This is a genomic window from Kitasatospora sp. NPDC059408, from assembly GCF_042751525.1.
Lineage (GTDB): Bacteria > Actinomycetota > Actinomycetes > Streptomycetales > Streptomycetaceae > Kitasatospora.
In genome coordinates this window covers 1-17335 of sequence record NZ_JBHYWI010000066.1, presented here as the reverse complement: position 1 = coordinate 17335, position 17335 = coordinate 1, and the positions used below count along the sequence as shown (strand labels likewise).

The window sequence follows — 17335 nt, the reverse complement described above, 5'->3', positions numbered from 1 at the left end:
ACCCAGAACCCCACCCGTCGTTCCCTGAGGCGTTTGAGGCGGTCGTTATGGGTGATCTGCCTTTCTTATACGTATTTCGTGGGGTGGTAAGCGGGCCCGCGTACCCGCGTGCGGGCGGGTACGCGGCCCGAGGGGCTAGCGGTTGACGGCTTCGAGGGAGCGCAGGGCGTTGTGGGCCTCGGCCACCACGCGCTCGGCGGTCAGGCCGAACTCCTCGAACAGCACCTGGTAGTCCGCGGAGGCGCCGAAGTGGTCCAGCGAAACGATCCGGCCGTGGTCGCCGACCAGCTCGCGCCAGCCCTGGGCGATGCCGGCCTCGACCGAGACGCGGGCCTTGACCGACGGCGGCAGCACGCTGTCGCGGTAGGCCTGGTCCTGCTCCTGGAACCACTCGAAGGACGGCAGCGAGACGACGCGGGTGGCGATGCCCTCGGCCTCCAGGACCTCGCGGGCCTTGACGGCCAGCTGGACCTCGGAGCCGGTGCCCAGGAGGATCACCTGCGGGTCGCCGTTGCCGGCCTCGGCCAGGACGTAGCCGCCCTTCGCGGTGCCCTCGGCGGAGCCGAAGACCTCGCGGTCGAAGGTCGGGACGTTCTGGCGGGTGAGCGCCAGGCCGACCGGGCCGGGGTGGCTGGTCTGCCGCTCGATGACGGTGCGCCAGGCGACGGCGGTCTCGTTGGCGTCGGCCGGGCGGACCATGGACAGGCCCGGGATGGCGCGCAGCGAGGCCAGGTGCTCGACCGGCTGGTGGGTCGGGCCGTCCTCGCCGAGGCCGATGGAGTCGTGCGTCCAGACGTAGGTGACCGGCAGCTTCATGAGCGCGGCCAGGCGGACGGCCGGGCGCATGTAGTCCGCGAAGACCAGGAAGGTGCCGCCGTACACGCGGGTCCTGCCGTGCAGGGCGATGCCGTTCATGGTCGAGCCCATGGCGTGCTCGCGGATGCCGAAGTGGATCGTCCGGCCGTACGGGCTCGCCGACTTCAGCGGGTTGCCCTCGGGGAGGAAGGAGCTCTCCTCGTCGATGGTGGTGAGGTTGGACTCCGCGAGGTCGGCCGAGCCGCCCCACAGCTCCGGGATCACCGCGCCGATCGCCTTGAGGGTCTCGCCGGAGGCCTTGCGGGTGGCGACGTCCTTCCCGGCCGGGAAGGACGGGACGGTCTTCTTCCAGCCCTCGGGCAGCTCGCCGGCCTGGATGCGGTCGAACTCGCCGGCCCGGTGCGGGTTGGCGGCGCGCCAGGCCTCGAAGGAGCCCTGCCACGCGTCGCGGGCGGCCTTGCCGCGCTTGATCACCAGGCGGGCGTGCTCGATGACCTTGTCGGAGACCTCGAAGGTCTTCTCCGGGTCGAAGCCCAGGACCTTCTTGGTGGCGGCGATCTCGGCGGCGCCGAGGGCGGAGCCGTGGGCCTTGGCGGTGTTCTGGGCGTCCGGGGCCGGCCAGGCGATGATCGTGCGCATAGCGATCATCGACGGGCGGGCGGTCTCGGCCTTGGCGGCGGCCAGCGCGTCGGCGAGGGCGGCGACGTCGATGTCGCCGTTCGCCTTCGGGGTGACCCGCTGGACGTGCCAGCCGTACGCCTCGTAGCGCTTGAGGACGTCCTCGGAGAAGGCCGTCTCGGTGTCGCCCTCGATGGAGATGTGGTTGTCGTCGTACAGGGCGACGAGGTTGCCCAGCTGCTGGTGCCCGGCCAGCGAGGAGGCCTCGGCCGAGATGCCCTCCTCCAGGTCGCCGTCGGAGACGATGGCCCAGATCGTGTGGTCGAACGGGGACTCGCCGGCCGGGGCGTCCGGGTCGAAGAGGCCGCGCTCGTAGCGGGCGGCCATCGCCATGCCGACCGCGTTGGCGATGCCCTGGCCGAGCGGACCGGTCGTGGTCTCGACGCCGGCGGTGTGGCCGTGCTCGGGGTGACCGGGGGTGCGGCTGCCCGCGACGCGGAAGGCCTTGAGGTCGTCCAGCTCCAGGCCGTAGCCCGAGAGGTAGAGCTGGGTGTAGAGGGTCAGGCTGGTGTGCCCGGGGGAGAGGACGAATCGGTCGCGCCCCACCCAGGAGGGGTCGGTGGGGTCGTGCCGCAGGAAACGCTGGAAGATCAGGTACGCCGCCGGGGCCAGCGACATGGCCGTCCCGGGGTGTCCGTTGCCGACCTTCTGGACGGCGTCCATGGCCAGGACCCGGGCCGTGTCAACCGTGCGCTCATCCAGTTCGGACCACTCGAATGTGTTCGTCGGCGTCGTGCTCACCCTGTCTCAGGGCTCCTTCCGTTGTGAAGAGTGACCCCGTGAAGGGGACCCGGTCGGCCACGGCGCTGTGGTCCCGACGCTGGTGGTGCCGGTCACGGAGGGTAGATCCCGCTTCTGTGTGCGAGCCTACCGTCCGGCCCGGGGCTCACCCTGCGTGCTGGGACAACCGGAATTCGGGTATGGCGATTCCCACGATGCCGCTCTGGGGCGTTTTGTCCCAGGCTCTCCTGTTTTGGCGGGCCCTGCCCCTCCGATGAGCAGGACGGGGGAGGCGGGACCGAGTGGTCGGAGTTCGTGGGTTCACCCAGGGGTGTGCGTTCCGCCCCGCCGGGGGACCCCGGAGCCGGTGGGGAGATATGGAGCGTCTAAGGTGGCGTGGTACGCGCAGAGCGGTCGATTTGGGAGCCTTCGTTCCTGTGGACGCCTGCGAGGATTCATCTTCAGTTGGGGTGTTAGTGACCGCCGTCGAAACCCGTCCCGCCGGGGTCACCGGGGCGACGCCTGCGCATCACCGGCCGATTGGGGCCCGTGTCGGCGCGTTCGTCGCACTGACCAAGCCGCGGATCATCGAGCTGCTGCTGATGAGCACCGTGCCGGTGATGTTCCTGGCCCAGCAGGGCGTCCCGAACATGCTGCTGGTGCTCAAGGTCGTGGTCGGCGGTTACCTCTCGGCCGGCGGCGCCAACGCCCTCAACATGTACATCGACCGCGACATCGACGCCCTGATGGCCCGCACCGAGAGGCGACCGATCGTCACCGGGATGGTGTCGCCGCGTGAGGCGCTGGTGTTCGGCGTAGCACTCGCGGTCGTCTCCACGCTGCTGCTCGGCTTCGGCGTCAACTGGCTGTCCTCTGGGCTGGCGCTCGGCGCGCTGCTGTTCTACGTCTTCGTCTACACGCTGGGGCTCAAGCGGCGCACCTCGCAGAACATCGTGTGGGGCGGCATCGCCGGCTGCATGCCGGTGCTGATCGGCTGGTCCTCGGTGACGAACTCGGTGTCCTGGGCGGCGGTGGCGCTGTTCCTGGTGGTGTTCTTCTGGACGCCCCCGCACACCTGGGTGCTGTCGATGAAGGTGCGCGACGACTACGAGCGGGCCGGCGTGCCGATGCTGCCGGTGGTCAAGGGCAACGTGGCGGTCGGCAAGCAGGTCGTCGCCTACTCCTGGGTGATGGTGGCGACCTCGCTGGCGGTGTGGCCGCTGGGGCACATGAGCTGGCTTTACCCGGTCGCCGCGGTGCTGCTCGGCGGGTTCTGGCTGCGCGAGGCGCACGCGCTGTACGGGCGGGCCAAGGCCGGGATCGTGGGCGCCAAGCTGAAGGAGATGCGGCTGTTCCACTGGTCGATCACCTACCTGTCACTGCTGTTCGTCGTGTGTGCGATCGACCCGTTCGTGAAGTAGGCGTTGTCGTACGGCAGAAGAGCCCCGGTCCTGGTGGACCGGGGCTCTTCCGCGTTCTTCCGCGTTCTTCCGCGTTCTTCCGCGTTCTTCCGCGTTCTTCGGCCTTCATCGGCCTTCAACGTGCGGGGAGTTCGGACGGGCCGACGTGGCCGTCCAGCCAGTCCTTGAGCGGCTGGGAGGCCCGCAGGAAGGCGGCGATCCGGGTGTGCGCGGTGCGGGTGCCCAGCCACTTCGCGGGCGGCCACTCCTGCCAGGCCATGAGGCCCTTGTGGCGCAGCAGCTCGATCCTGGGGTGGTCCTTGGGGTAGCCGCGCGGGGCGGACTTCAGGCTGTCGCGGCCGAAGACCCGCGGGCCGTCCTTCTCCACCCGGGCGATCACGCGCTCCAGTTCGGCCCCGGAGACGTCCTCGGCGACGGCCGCGCGGTAGCGCTCCAGCTGGTCCGCGGCGAGCTGGTACATGCCGTTGCCGCAGGCCAGGCCGTCGGCGGAGAGCTGGACGTAGCCGCCTGCCTCCAGGTGGGCGCCGATGTGCGTCTTGTACGGGGACTTGTCGGCGCTGAAGCGGACGTCGCGGTTGGGGCGGAAGATCTTCCCCGGCCCGAACTCCGGTTCCAGCTCGGCCAGCAGCTCCTCCATGGGGGCGCGCACGGCCTCGTCGTAGCGGTCCTTGTGGGCCTGCCAGAAGGTCTTCGAGTTGTCGGCCTCCAGGTGCTCGTAGAATTCGAGCGCCTCGGCAGGCCAGCCGGAGAAGGTCACACGGCCAGTATGGATCGAGCGGGGGCGGTATGTGGCCCGGTGCACAGGGTGCTCCCGTCGCCAGGGCCGCTACCGGTGGGTAGCATGCGGGCATGAGCGCAGAGACCACCCCCGCCGCGTCGGACGCCCGCACCGAGCGCCGCGCCAAGCGCATCGCCAAGAACCTGACCAGCTTCGCCGCGCAGCACGGCGGCAGCGCCGACGCGGTCGTCGAGTACGTCGGCGCCGTGGCCACCCGGATCGTCGTGGTCGGCGCGGACGGCGCCTGGGGCGACCAGGTGGCCCCGAGCTACGCCGTCGGCCGCCGGGCCGCCGAGCTGGCCGGGCTGACCCTGCACGACGACTTCGAGGGCGAGCTGGCCCTCAAGGTGAAGACCGGCCCGTACGAGTGGAAGCGGATGGCCGGCATCCAGCTCGGCGGCTGACCGCCCGGCCCCCGTACGGCGAACGGCCCGGCTCCCTTTGCGGGGGAGCCGGGCCGTCGTGTGTGCCGCAGGGGTCAGACCGAGGCGGTCTGCGGGGTCTGCGCGGGCAGCTGTCCGGGGGCTTCCCCGTCCGCGCGGGTGCGCAGGGCGAGGGGGACGCGCAGGGCGGCGATCCAGGTCAGGGTGGCGCCGAGCATGTGGAGGCCGACCATCAGCTCCGGGGCGTCCGTGAAGTACTGGATGAAGCCCAGCACGCCCTGGAGGAGGAGCACTGCGAGCAGTTCTTTCGTGCGGGCCTTTGCGGGCTGGGGGGCCTTGATCGCGGCGAAGACGAAGATCATCGCGATGGTCAGGCCGACCGAGATGAAGGCGAAGTCGGCGTGGAACTGCGCGAGGCGGTCGTAGTCGATCGGGATGCGCGGCACGATCTTGTTGTCCTGCGGCGTGCCGGGGTGGTGGCCGGCGCCGGTGACCAGGGTGCCGGCGGCGACGAGCGTTCCGATCGCGGCGACCAGCACGTAGGAGAGCCGGTGGATCGGGCCGGCCACCGCGAGCTTCGCCGGGCCGTCGCCCTCCTTGCTGCGCTCCCACATCAGCAGCGCCACCCACACCAGGGCCATCGCGGCGATCATGTGCAGCGCGACGGTGTACGGGTTGAGGCCCGTCAGCACGGTGATGCCGCCGAGCACCGCGTTGCTCATCACCAGCCAGAACTGCGCCCAGCCGAGCTTCGTCAGGCTGCGCCGCCACGGGCGGTGGCAGCGCGCGGCGAGAATCGCCCAGCCGATGGCGGCGCTCAGCACATAGGTGAGCATCCGGTTGGTGAACTCGACGATGCCGTGGAAGCCCATCGCGGCGGTGGGCGTCAGGCTGTCGGCAGTGCAGCGGGGCCAGGTCGTACAGCCGAGGCCGGAGGCGGTGAGGCGGACGGCGCCGCCGGTGACGACGATCACCACGCTCATCACCAGCGCGGCGAACGCGGCGCGCCGGACCATCGCGGCGGACGGCTGCCAGCGGTCGGCGAGCAGGGAGAAGGGGTTCAGCACGCGCTCAATCGTAGGCGGCCTTACGGGCGATCTTGGGGCGGGGCGCGAGTAGGGCACCGGGTGCGCAAAACGGATCTTCCGGTCAAGGCGGTCAATGGTCTTGACCATTCACCCGTTCGGCCGAAAGAGTGCGGATTGGTCCATACCTTTTTCGGGGCCCCCTCCACTCCTCCCGCACGTAAGCGGAGCTCTGCACATGCGCATATCCACGTCCGCCGCCGCGCTCGCGGTCGGCGGCTCGCTCGCACTGGCCGGCCTCGTCGCGCCGGCCGCCCAGGCCGTCGGCGCCGACCAGGAGTGCCGCGGCCTCGGGGTCGCCGGCCTCTACGGCGAGTTCGTCGAGGGCGACGACACCCACACCCCGGACGCCGAGGGCGCGGTCGCGGTGGGCGGCAACGCCGACTTCCGCGGCGGCTTCTCGGTCGGCCAGGAGCTCACCGCCGAGCAGGTCGCCGCCCTGCCGGGCGGCAACGCCCTCGTGGTGGCCGGCGATCTGACCGGTACCAACACCCAGGTGATGAAGGGCAACGGCGTCTACGGCGGCACGCTGACCGGGGTGCTGGAGGCTCACCAGGGCAAGGTCGGCCGGGGTGCCTCCCCGATCGACTTCAAGGCCGAGTTCGCCAAGCTGCGCGCCGCCTCCGCCGCGCTGGCCGCCGTGCCGCAGACCGCCGGGGCCACCGTCCAGGCCGACGGCGGCAGGCTGACGCTGACCGGCGGGGACGCGAAGTACAACGGCTTCACCGTCGACGCCGCGAAGCTCCAGGGCGCGAAGGACGTCTTCGTCCGGGTGCCGGCCGGCTCGGTGACCGTCGTCACCGTGACCGGCTCGTCGTACGACATGGCGGCGGCCGGGACCACCGGCTTCCAGCTGTGGGACGAGGCCAAGGCGGCCTACGTCCTGGACGACAAGCTCCAGAGCGCGGCCGGCGGTGCCGTCCGGGCCGGGCTGCTCTGGAACTTCCCGTCCGCGACCAAGGTGGTCAAGAGCAGCAAGGCCGCCTGGGCCGGTACCGTGCTCGCCCCGAACGCCGCCTTCGACCTCGGCAGCGGCGGCCCGGTCAACGGCTCGGTGATCGCCGCCTCGCTGACCGGCAAGGGCGGCGCCGAGACGCACCACTACCCCTTCACCGGCTGCCTGCCGGCCGTCCTCCCGACGCCGTCCGCGACCCCGACCGGGACGCCGACCGTGCCGCCGGTGGTGCCGACCGGCACGCCGTCGACGCCGGGCGCCACCGCGCAGCCGTCCGGAACGCCGTCGGGGACGCCGTCGGGGACGCCGTCGGGACCGGCGGGCGGGGGCGCGTCGCCCAGTGCGTCCGCCTCGCCGTCCACCAGTGCGCCGGCGGCCTCCGCGCCGGCGAGCCCCTCGGCGTCGGCGAACACCGGCGGCGGGCTCGCGCACACCGGTTCCGGGCCCGTCCTGCCGCTGGCGATCGGCGGCGCGGTGGTGCTCGCGGCCGGCGGTGGAATCGTCGTGGCGACGCGTCGTCGGGCGGCGAAGAAGGCCTGACCGTTCGTCGGCTGATCGAAGCCGCGCCCCCGGTGATTGAACCTGATCACCGGGGGCTGCGTTTTTTCAGTCAGGTGACGAAGTCCATTCGGGTTCGCCGATTCCGCGTTGTGCGTGGTGGCGCCTGTGGTGGGCTGGTCATGCACATCCATCGTGAGACCGACAGACGAAATCCGGTCGTACGGCGGGGTGTGGCGAGGTGCGGGAGTGCCGGTAGAGTCCCCCGGACAGCCGTAGCGGGCCACCGCGAAGCACTCAACACGCCTGCTGCACAAGACCGTTCGGAGGGGAACAGGGCAATGGCACGACAGCAGCGGCACTTCGGGATCGGAGCGGCGGCACTCGCCGGTACGGTGGCGGCCGGAATCCTCCTGCCCCTGAGCCTGGCCGGGCCGGCTTCGGCCCACGTGCCGGCGTGGAAGGTGGACTGCGACAAGATCGTGATCGATCTGGTCAAGTACAGCGAGAAGGACACCGTGACGAACAACGTCACGCTCACCATCGACGGTGAGAAGGTGCTGGACAAGAAGTTCGGCAAGGAGTTCCACGGCACCTTCCCGGTGAAGGACCACTCCGCGCCGATCAAGGCGACCTTCGTGGTGACCACCACGGAGACCCCGGCCGAGCCCGGTTGGAACATCGACGAGTCCGAGACGATCCAGCCCTGCCACACGCCGACGCCGACCCCCACGCCCACCCCCACGCCCACCAAGACGCCCACCCCCACGCCGACCCCGACGACGACGCCGACCACCCCGCCGACGCCGGTCCCCAGCGTGACGCCGACCCCGAGCACCACCCCGCCGGGCACCGCGGCCCCGTCGGTGACGCCGCCCGCGAGCAGGACCCCGGCCCCGGCGCCGAGCACCGGCGGCCCGGCCCTCGCCGAGACCGGTGGCAGCTCGGCCACCCCCGTCATCGCGGCGGCCGGCGCCGGGGTGCTGCTGCTCGGCGGCGCGATCGTGCTGTTCGCCCGCAAGCGCCGTGGCGGCAGCCACAGCTGACGGTCCACCGGTAGTACGCACAGCGCCCCCCGGCCTCAAGTGGCCGGGGGGCGCTGTGCGTTGACGGCCGGGACTACTCCCAGCGGAAGAAGCGCGCGGCGGCGGCCAGGCCGACGACGGCCCAGCCGGCCAGGATCCCGAGGTCCGACCACGGCACCCCGGCGCCGGTCTGCAGGACGGACCGCAGGCCGTCCGAGAGCGCCGCGATCGGCAGCAGCTCCAGCACCGACTGCACGGCGGACGGGAACTTGGTCAGCGGCACGATCACCCCGCCCCCCAGTAGCAGCAGGATGAACACGAGGTTCGCGGCGGCCAGTGTCGCCTCGGCCCTGAGCGTGCCGGCCATCAGCAGGCCGAGCCCGGAGAAGGCGGCCGTGCCGAGGACCAGCAGCGCGGCCACCGAGAACGGGTCGCCGTGCGGGGACCAGCCGAGCGCCAGCGCGATCACCGACAGCAGCGCGACCTGCAGCGCCTCGGTGACCAGCACGCAGCCGGTCTTGGCGGTCAGCAGCGCCCAGCGCGGCAGCGGGCTCGCGCCGAGCCGCTTCAGCACGCCGTAGCGGCGCTCGAAGCCGGTGGCGATGGCCTGGCCGGTGAACGCGGTGGACATCACGGCGAGCGCCAGCAGACCGGGCGCCAGGAAGTCGACCCGCTTGCCGGGGCCCTCCACCGCGACGACGTCGACGGCGGAGAACAGCACCAGCAGGACGGTCGGGATGACGACCGTGAGCAGCAGCTGCTCGCCGTTGCGCAGCAGCATCCTGGTCTCGAACGCGGTCTGCGCGAGCAGCATCCGGCCGACGGGGGCCGCACCCGGCCTGGGGGAGTAGTCGGTCACGAGCGCAGGTCCCGTCCGGTCAGGTCGAGGAAGACGTCTTCGAGGCTGCGGCGCTGCACGGCGAGCCGCTCGGGGAGGATGCCGGAGGCCGCGCACCAGGAGGTGACGGCGGCCAGCAGCTGCGGGTCCACGGTCGCGGCCTCGACGCGGTAGCTGCCGGGGGCCGTCTCGGTGGCGGCCGTGCCCCCGGGCAGCTCCTTGAGCAGCGGGCCGAGGTCGAGTCCGGGCGGGCCGTCGAAGCGCAGCGCGTTCTCGGCGCCGCCGCGGCACAGCTCCTCGGGGGTGCCGGTGGCGATGACCCTGCCGCGGTCGACGACGGCGACGTGGTCGGCGAGCTGCTCGGCCTCGTCCATGTGGTGCGTGGTGACGACCACGGTGACGCCGTCCCGGCGCAGGTCGCGGACCAGCTCCCAGGTGGCGCGGCGGGCCTGCGGGTCGAGGCCGGCGGTGGGCTCGTCGAGGAAGACCAGCTCGGGGCGGCCGACCACGGCCATGGCGAGGGCGAGCCGCTGCTGCTGGCCGCCGGAGAGGCGCCGGTAGGCGGTGCGGCCGCAGGAGCCGAGGCCGAGCCGCTCGACCAGGGCGTCGACGTCCAGCGGGTGGGCGTGCAGCGTGGCGGTGTGCCGCAGCATCTCGACGGCGCGGGCGCCCGCGTACACGCCGCCGGACTGCAGCATGACGCCGATCCGCGGGCGCAGGGCGGCGTGCTGGGCGACCGGGTCGAGGCCGAGGACGCGGACGGTGCCGGCGTCGGGGCGGCGGTAGCCCTCGCAGGTCTCGATGGTGGTGGTCTTGCCGGCGCCGTTGGGGCCGAGGACGGCGGTGATCGCGCCGCGCGCGATGGTGAGGTCGAGGCCGTCCACGGCCGACTTGTCGCCGTACCGCTTGACCAGCCCGGCGATCTGGACCGCGGGTTCGGAGTGCATACCGGCGAGTCTAAGAGGGCCTCACGCCGGGCCCCGCCGGGGCCTCGGTGATCGTTTCTGCAGGTCAGGTAAGCCTTACCTGCGTGACTGATGACACGGGTGAGGCCTGGATCACGGCTTGTCCTGTTGGAAGTAATTACGCAACACTGGTGTTGTGAAAAACATGCGCGAGCACGCCACGCACCAGGAGGCCGAGTCGGCCCCCGGCTGTGACGTGCCCGTGACGGCGGCCGAGGTGCTGCTGGAGGGCCACCGCGCCACGCGCGACCGGGTCGCCCGGTCGATCCTGGACCACGGCCCGTCCTCCGCCGCCGACCTCGCGACCCGGCTCGGCCTCACCGCCGCCGCCGTGCGCCGCCACCTCGACGGACTGGCCGCCGCGGGCCTGGTCGAGTCCCGCGACCAGCGGGTCTACGGCAGCCGCGGCCGGGGCCGTCCGGCCAAGGTCTTCGCCCTCACCGACGGTGGCCGGGACGCCTTCTACCAGGCGTACGACCAGCTCGCGGCCGACGCGCTGCGCTGGATCTCCGACTCGGTGGGCGGCGGCAAGGCGGGCGAGGAGGCGGTCGCCGCCTTCGCGCGCGCCCGCTTCGGCAAGCAGGGCCAGAAGTACCTGGAGACCCTGCGAACGGCCGAAGCCTCCGAGCGCACCGAGGCGCTCGCCCAGGCGCTGAGCGCGGACGGGTACGCTGCCACGGTGCGGCGGGTCCCGTCGGCCGCGGCGAAGGCCCCGGCGGGCGCCCAGCTCTGCCAGCACCACTGCCCGGTCGCGCACATCGCCGAGCAGTTCCCCCAGCTCTGCGAGGCGGAGACCGAGGTCTTCTCCCAGCTCCTGGGCACCCATGTGCAACGGCTGGCCACCATCGCCCACGGCGACGGGGTCTGCACCACCTATGTGCCGGCACCCGGTGCCGCATCGTCGTCCGCCGCGCGCAGCGCGCGGCCGGGTCCCGATGCAGTGCCGACTGCCGGTACGTCCACCGAAGATTCAGCGTCCGCGCGTTAGGAAGCTCGCATGACTGACACCGTTTCGCACCCCGAGCTCGAAGGCCTCGGCAATTACGAGTACGGCTGGGCCGACCCGGACACCGCCGGTGCCGCGGCCAAGCGCGGGCTCAGCGAGGACGTCGTCCGCGACATCTCGGCGAAGAAGAGCGAGTCCGAGTGGATGCTGAACCTGCGGCTCAAGGGCCTGAAGCTGTTCGGCAAGAAGCCCATGCCGACCTGGGGCTCCGACCTCTCCGGCATCGACTTCGACAACATCAAGTACTTCGTCCGCTCGACCGAGAAGCAGGCCGAGTCCTGGGAGGACCTGCCCGCGGACATCAAGGCCACCTACGACAAGCTGGGCATCCCGGAGGCGGAGAAGCAGCGCCTGGTCGCCGGTGTCGCCGCCCAGTACGAGTCCGAGGTCGTCTACCACCAGATCCGCGAGGACCTGGAGGAGCAGGGCGTCATCTTCCTGGACACCGACACCGCGCTGCGCGAGCACCCGGAGATCTTCAAGGAGTACTTCGGCACCGTCATCCCGGCCGGCGACAACAAGTTCGCCGCGCTGAACACGGCGGTGTGGTCCGGCGGCTCGTTCATCTACGTGCCGAAGGGCGTGCACGTCGACATCCCGCTGCAGGCCTACTTCCGGATCAACACCGAGAACATGGGCCAGTTCGAGCGGACGCTGATCATCGTCGACGAGGACGCCTACGTCCACTACGTCGAGGGCTGCACCGCGCCGATCTACTCCTCCGACTCGCTGCACTCGGCGGTCGTCGAGATCATCGTCAAGAAGGGCGGCCGCTGCCGCTACACGACCATCCAGAACTGGTCGAACAACGTCTACAACCTGGTCACCAAGCGCGCCGTGGCGTACGAGGGCGCGACCATGGAGTGGGTCGACGGCAACATCGGCTCCAAGGTCACCATGAAGTACCCGGCCGTCTACCTGATGGGCGAGCACGCCAAGGGCGAGACCCTGTCGATCGCCTTCGCGGGCGAGGGCCAGCACCAGGACGCCGGCGCCAAGATGGTGCACATGGCGCCGAACACCTCCTCCAACATCGTCTCCAAGTCGGTGGCGCGCGGCGGTGGCCGGACCTCCTACCGCGGTCTGATCGAGATCGGCGAGGGCTCGCACGGCGCCAAGTCCAACGTCCTGTGCGACGCGCTGCTGGTCGACACCATCTCCCGCTCGGACACCTACCCGTACGTGGACGTCCGCGAGGACGACGTGTCCATGGGCCACGAGGCGACCGTCTCCAAGGTCAGCGAGGACCAGCTGTTCTACCTGATGAGCCGGGGCATGACCGAGTTCGAGGCGATGGCGATGATCGTGCGCGGCTTCGTCGAGCCGATCGCGCGCGAGCTGCCGATGGAGTACGCGCTGGAGCTCAACCGGCTGATCGAGCTGCAGATGGAGGGCGCGGTCGGCTGACCCCCGGCCGAGCACCCGCCATCCATTGAATTCCGAGGAAGAGAGCACAACGAACAGCCATGGCTGAGCAGAACACCACCGGCTCCACCACCGCCGGTTCGATCGAGGTCGGCACCGCCGGTGCGGGCGCGCAGCTCGCCGGCCCCGGCACCGGCCGGGCCACGGTCCAGCAGCCGATCGACGCGCGCGTCGCGGTCAAGCCGTCCTTCGACGTGAACGACTTCCCGGTGCCGACCGGCCGCGAGGAGGACTGGCGGTTCACGCCGATGCACCGCCTCGGCGGCCTGCACGACGGCACCGCCGCCGCCGCCGAGCGGGGCGAGGACAAGGTCGAGTTCGCGCTGCCCGAGGGCGTCACCGCCGAGACCGTCGGCCGCGACGACGCCCGCCTGGGCAAGGCCGGCAAGCCGGTCGACCGGGTCGCCGCCCAGGCGTTCAGCGCCTTCGAGCAGGCCCTGGTCGTCACCGTGCCCAAGGACGCGGTGCTCACCGAGCCGGTCCGGATCGACGTGCGCGCCGAGGGCGGGGTCCGCTTCGCCCACGTGGTGATCGACGTCAAGCCGTTCGCCGAGGCCGTCGTGGTGCTCAACCACGTCGGCACCGGCACCCGCGCCGCCAACGTCGAGCTCCTGGTCGGCGACGGCGCGAAGCTCACCTTCGTCTCCGTCCAGGACTGGGACCGCGACGCCGTCCACGCCGCGCAGCACAACGCGCTGGTCGGCCGCGACGCCTCGTTCAAGTCCGTCGTCGTCACCTTCGGCGGCGACCTGGTCCGCCTCCACCCGCGGGTCAACTACGCCGGCCCCGGCGGCGAGGCCGAGCTGTTCGGCCTCTACTTCGCCGACGCCGGCCAGCACCTCGAGCACCGCCTGGTCATCGACCACGACACGCCGCACTGCCGGTCCAACGTGGCCTACAAGGGCGCGCTGCAGGGCAAGGACGCCCACGCGGTCTGGGTCGGCGACGTGCTGATCCGCGCCGCCGCCCTCGGCACCGACACCTACGAGCTCAACCGCAACCTGGTGCTCACCGACGGCGCCCGGGTCGACTCGATCCCGAACCTGGAGATCGAGACCGGCGAGATCGTCGGCGCCGGCCACGCCTCCGCCACCGGCCGCTTCGACGACGAGCAGCTGTTCTACCTGCAGGCCCGCGGCATCCCCGCGGACGAGGCCCGCCGCCTGGTCGTGCGCGGCTTCTTCGCCGAGCTGCTCCAGCAGATCGGCGTGGCCGAGGTCCAGGACCAGCTCATGGAGAAGATCGAGGCCGAGCTGGAAGCGGCGGTCTGACCCCGATGACCTACCTCCGTGCCTGCGCGCTGAGCGACCTCCAGGAGGACGTCCCCAAGCGCGTCGACCTCAATGGCGTGCCGGTCTCCGTGGTCCGCACCGACGAGGGGGTGTTCGCGATCAACGACACCTGCTCGCACGCGAACGTCTCGCTCTCCGAGGGCGAGGTCGAGGACTGCATGATCGAGTGCTGGCTGCACGGCTCCAGCTTCGACCTGCGCACCGGCAAGCCCTCCGGCCTGCCCGCCACCAAGCCGGTCGCTGTCTACCCCGTAAAGATCGAAGGGGACGATGTGCTCGTCTCCGTCAACCAGGAGTCCTGAGTACACATGGCAACCCTTGAAATCCGCGACCTGCACGTCTCCGTCGACGCCGAGAACGGCCCGCGCGAGATCCTGAAGGGCGTCGACCTGACCGTGAAGCAGGGCGAGACCCACGCCATCATGGGTCCGAACGGCTCCGGCAAGTCCACCCTGGCCTACTCGCTGGCCGGCCACCCCAAGTACACCGTCACCGGCGGCTCCGTGCTGCTGGACGGCGAGGACGTCCTGGAGATGTCCGTCGACGAGCGCGCCAAGGCCGGCGTGTTCCTCGCCATGCAGTACCCGGTCGAGGTCCCGGGCGTCTCGGTGAGCAACTTCCTGCGCACCGCCGCCACCGCGGTCCGCGGCGAGGCCCCGAAGCTGCGCCTGTGGGTCAAGGAGGTCAAGGAGGCGATGGCCGCCCTCCAGATGGACCCGGCCTTCGCCGAGCGCAACGTCAACGAGGGCTTCTCCGGCGGTGAGAAGAAGCGCCACGAGATCCTCCAGCTGGAGCTCCTCAAGCCGAAGATCGCGATCCTCGACGAGACCGACTCCGGCCTGGACGTCGACGCGCTGCGGATCGTCTCCGAGGGCATCAACCGGGTCCGCGCGACCGGCGAGGTCGGCACCCTCCTGGTGACCCACTACACCCGCATCCTGCGGTACATCAAGCCCGACTACGTCCACGTGTTCGCGGGCGGCCGCATCGTCGAGTCCGGCGGCGCCGAGCTCGCCGACAAGCTGGAGAACGAGGGCTACGAGACGTACGTGAAGGGTGGCGCTTCCGAGTGACCCATACGCTGACCGGTCTGCTCGACACCGACGCGATCCGCAAGGACTTCCCGGTCCTGCAGCGCGTGCTGCACGAGGACAAGCCGCTGGTCTACCTGGACAACGCGGCGACCTCGCAGAAGCCGCGCCAGGTGCTCGAAGCCCTGAACGCCTACTACGAGCGGCACAACGCCAACGTCCACCGCGGCGTGCACGTGCTCGCCGAGGAGGCCACGGCCCTGTACGAGGGCGCGCGCGACAAGGTCGCGGCGTTCGTCAACGCGCCGAGCCGCAACGAGGTGATCTTCACCAAGAACGCCTCGGAGTCGCTCAACCTCGTCGCCAACATGCTCGGCTGGGCCGACGAGCCGTACCGGGTGGACGCCGACTCCGAGATCGTCATCACGGAGATGGAGCACCACTCCAACATCGTCCCGTGGCAGCTGCTCTCGCAGCGCACCGGCGCGAAGCTCAAGTGGTTCGGGCTGACCGACGAGGGCCGGCTCGACCTGTCGAACATCGACGAGCTGATCACCGAGAAGACCAAGGTGGTCTCCTTCACCCTGGTCTCCAACCTGCTCGGCACCGTCAACCCGGTCGAGACGATCGTGCGCAAGGCCCAGTCGGTCGGCGCGCTGGTCCTCATCGACGCCTCGCAGGCCGCGCCGCACATGGTGCTGGACGTGCAGGCGCTGGAGGCCGACTTCGTCGCCTTCACCGGCCACAAGATGCTGGCCCCGACCGGCATCGGCGTGCTCTGGGGCCGCCAGGAGCTGCTGGAGGACCTCCCGCCGTTCCTCGGCGGCGGCGAGATGATCGAGACCGTCACCATGGGCTCGTCCACCTACGCCCCGGCGCCGCACAAGTTCGAGGCCGGCACCCCGCCGATCGCCCAGGCGGTCGGGCTCGGCGCGGCCATCGACTACCTGTCGTCGATCGGCATGGACAAGATCGCCGCGCACGAGCACGCCATCACCGAGTACGCGGTCGAGCGCCTGCTGGAGGTCCCCGACCTGCGGATCATCGGCCCGCGCACGGCCGTGGACCGCGGTGCCGCGATCTCCTTCACCCTCGGCGACATCCACCCGCACGACGTGGGCCAGGTGCTGGACGAGCAGGGCATCGCCGTGCGCGTCGGCCACCACTGCGCGCGGCCGGTGTGCCTGCGGTACGGAATTCCGGCGACCACGCGGGCGTCGTTCTATCTGTACTCGACGCCGGGCGAGGTCGACGCGCTGATCGACGGCCTGCACCACGTCCGGAACTTCTTCGGCTGACGGGACAGGCGCAGGACATGAAGCTCGACTCGATGTACCAGGACATCATCCTGGACCACTACCGCAACCCCCACGGCAAGGGGCTGCGGGACGGCGACGCCGAGGTGCACCACGTCAACCCGACCTGCGGCGACGAGATCACCCTTCGGGTGAAGCTCGACGGCGCGAAGGTCGTGGACGTGTCCTACGAGTCCCAGGGCTGTTCGATCAGCCAGGCCAGCGCCTCGGTGCTGAACGACCTGGTGGTCGGCAAGACCGTGGGCGAGGCGCAGGCCGTCCAGGAGGCCTTCCTGGAGCTGATGCAGAGCAAGGGCCAGGGCGAGGGCGACGAGGAGGTGCTGGAGGACGCGGTCGCGTTCGCCGGCGTCTCCAAGTACCCGGCCCGCGTCAAGTGCGCCCTGCTGAGCTGGATGGCCTGGAAGGACGCCACCGCCAAGGCGCTCGCCCAGCACCCCGCCGTGAACGACTGACCCGAGCAGAGGAGGACCAACCATGAGTGACGAGAGCACCACCACCGCCGACGCCACCGCCGACGCCACGGCCTCCGCTGCGGACACCGCCGCGGGGGAGCAGCCGACCGGCCTGATCGTCGGTACCACCGCCGGCACCGTCTCCGTCGAGGACCTGACCGAGGCCCTGATGGACGTCGTCGACCCCGAACTGGGCATCGACGTCGTCAACCTGGGCCTGATCTACGGCATCCACATCGACGAGTCCGACGTGGCCACCATCGACATGACGCTCACCTCGGCGGCCTGCCCGCTGACCGACGTCATCGAGGACCAGGCCAAGACCGCCACCGACGGCCTGGTGCAGGACCTGCGGATCAACTGGGTCTGGATGCCGCCGTGGGGCCCGGACAAGATCACCGACGACGGCCGCGACCAGCTGCGCGCGCTGGGCTTCAACGTCTGAGGTCTTCGCCGTACCGAACGCCGCTGCCCGGGACTCCGGGCAGCGGCGTTTCCGCGTTTCCGCTTCGCCCGCAGCCGGGTGAACACCCGCGCTTGATCCCCTTTGCTGCGCGGGTTCACCGCCGTTCCCCACCATCCACCCCCCCCCCCCCACAAGGCGGGTGGCCCCCCCCGCCCCGGGCGCCGGGCGCCCCCCCCCGGGGGGCG

The 17335-nt window shown here is 71.1% G+C and carries 17 protein-coding genes; 12 read left to right on the top strand and 5 right to left on the bottom strand.

Translation table 11 applies throughout. The features are described 5' to 3' along the window. Positions 1–135: 135 nt before the first annotated feature. On the bottom strand, positions 136–2235 hold the full coding sequence (gene tkt / locus ACFXDE_RS32735) for a transketolase (protein WP_380498185.1): 2100 nt from the start codon (positions 2233–2235) through the stop codon (positions 136–138). Positions 2236–2684: 449 nt separating this feature from the next. Here tkt and ACFXDE_RS32730 point away from each other — a divergent pair, with 449 nt between their 5' ends. Further along, a complete protein-coding gene (locus ACFXDE_RS32730; protein WP_380498184.1) occupies positions 2685–3635 on the top strand; it encodes a heme o synthase in 951 nt (316 codons plus the stop codon). A 115-nt stretch (positions 3636–3750) separates the two neighbouring features. On the opposite strand, the gene ACFXDE_RS32725 is transcribed toward ACFXDE_RS32730, so the two are convergent. Beyond that, the gene (locus ACFXDE_RS32725; RefSeq protein ID WP_380498183.1) at positions 3751–4392 is read right to left on the bottom strand and encodes a DUF2461 domain-containing protein; all 642 of its coding nucleotides are present in this window, start codon (positions 4390–4392) and stop codon (positions 3751–3753) included. Positions 4393–4484: 92 nt separating this feature from the next. On the opposite strand from ACFXDE_RS32725, the gene ACFXDE_RS32720 reads away from it, so the two are divergent. Then, entirely contained in the window at positions 4485–4817 is a 333-nt protein-coding gene (locus ACFXDE_RS32720; RefSeq protein WP_380444457.1) for a hypothetical protein, read from the top strand. Between the two features lie 74 nt (positions 4818–4891). Here the strand turns inward: ACFXDE_RS32720 and ACFXDE_RS32715 are convergent, their stop codons facing one another. Continuing rightward, entirely contained in the window at positions 4892–5872 is a 981-nt protein-coding gene (locus ACFXDE_RS32715; RefSeq protein WP_380498202.1) for a heme A synthase, read from the bottom strand. Between the two features lie 187 nt (positions 5873–6059). On the opposite strand from ACFXDE_RS32715, the gene ACFXDE_RS32710 reads away from it, so the two are divergent. Both ACFXDE_RS32710 and ACFXDE_RS32705 read left to right on the top strand, forming a co-directional pair. Beyond that, positions 6060–7376 carry a choice-of-anchor A family protein gene (locus ACFXDE_RS32710; protein WP_380498182.1) on the top strand — a complete coding sequence of 439 codons (1317 nt, stop codon included), beginning with the start codon at positions 6060–6062 and terminating at the stop codon, positions 7374–7376. Positions 7377–7675: 299 nt separating this feature from the next. After that, positions 7676–8380 (top strand): LAETG motif-containing sortase-dependent surface protein, encoded by a 705-nt coding sequence (locus ACFXDE_RS32705; protein ID WP_380498181.1) that lies wholly within the window; start codon positions 7676–7678, stop codon positions 8378–8380. A 73-nt stretch (positions 8381–8453) separates the two neighbouring features. On the opposite strand, the gene ACFXDE_RS32700 is transcribed toward ACFXDE_RS32705, so the two are convergent. Next, positions 8454–9173 (bottom strand): ABC transporter permease, encoded by a 720-nt coding sequence (locus tag ACFXDE_RS32700; protein WP_380444482.1) that lies wholly within the window; start codon positions 9171–9173, stop codon positions 8454–8456. A 41-nt stretch (positions 9174–9214) separates the two neighbouring features. Further along, positions 9215–10144 carry an ABC transporter ATP-binding protein gene (locus ACFXDE_RS32695; protein WP_380498180.1) on the bottom strand — a complete coding sequence of 310 codons (930 nt, stop codon included), beginning with the start codon at positions 10142–10144 and terminating at the stop codon, positions 9215–9217. Positions 10145–10307: 163 nt separating this feature from the next. Here ACFXDE_RS32695 and ACFXDE_RS32690 point away from each other — a divergent pair, with 163 nt between their 5' ends. The 8 genes from ACFXDE_RS32690 (at position 10308) to ACFXDE_RS32655 (ending at position 17129) form a co-directional block, all read left to right on the top strand. Beyond that, positions 10308–11150, top strand: a complete 843-nt coding sequence (locus ACFXDE_RS32690) for a helix-turn-helix transcriptional regulator (protein ID WP_380444464.1) — start codon at positions 10308–10310, stop codon at positions 11148–11150. 9 nt (positions 11151–11159) lie between these two features. Then, entirely contained in the window at positions 11160–12575 is a 1416-nt protein-coding gene (gene sufB / locus ACFXDE_RS32685) for a Fe-S cluster assembly protein SufB (RefSeq protein ID WP_380444466.1), read from the top strand. A 59-nt stretch (positions 12576–12634) separates the two neighbouring features. After that, positions 12635–13864 carry a Fe-S cluster assembly protein SufD gene (gene sufD / locus ACFXDE_RS32680; protein WP_380498179.1) on the top strand — a complete coding sequence of 410 codons (1230 nt, stop codon included), beginning with the start codon at positions 12635–12637 and terminating at the stop codon, positions 13862–13864. A gap of 5 nt (positions 13865–13869) precedes the next feature. Beyond that, entirely contained in the window at positions 13870–14187 is a 318-nt protein-coding gene (locus ACFXDE_RS32675; protein WP_329928500.1) for a bifunctional 3-phenylpropionate/cinnamic acid dioxygenase ferredoxin subunit, read from the top strand. A gap of 6 nt (positions 14188–14193) precedes the next feature. Continuing rightward, positions 14194–14958 (top strand): Fe-S cluster assembly ATPase SufC, encoded by a 765-nt coding sequence (gene sufC, locus ACFXDE_RS32670; protein WP_380444470.1) that lies wholly within the window; start codon positions 14194–14196, stop codon positions 14956–14958. Further along, positions 14955–16214: a cysteine desulfurase gene (locus ACFXDE_RS32665; protein WP_380444471.1), complete on the top strand. Its 1260-nt coding sequence runs from the start codon at positions 14955–14957 to the stop codon at positions 16212–16214. Before sufC ends, ACFXDE_RS32665 begins: the two co-directional genes overlap by 4 nt. 17 nt (positions 16215–16231) lie before the next feature. Further along, complete coding sequence (gene sufU, locus ACFXDE_RS32660) at positions 16232–16684, top strand: Fe-S cluster assembly sulfur transfer protein SufU (protein ID WP_380444473.1); 453 nt, start codon at positions 16232–16234, stop codon at positions 16682–16684. A 112-nt stretch (positions 16685–16796) separates the two neighbouring features. Then, the gene (locus ACFXDE_RS32655) at positions 16797–17129 is read left to right on the top strand and encodes a metal-sulfur cluster assembly factor (protein ID WP_078860786.1); all 333 of its coding nucleotides are present in this window, start codon (positions 16797–16799) and stop codon (positions 17127–17129) included. Positions 17130–17335: the final 206 nt, after the last annotated feature.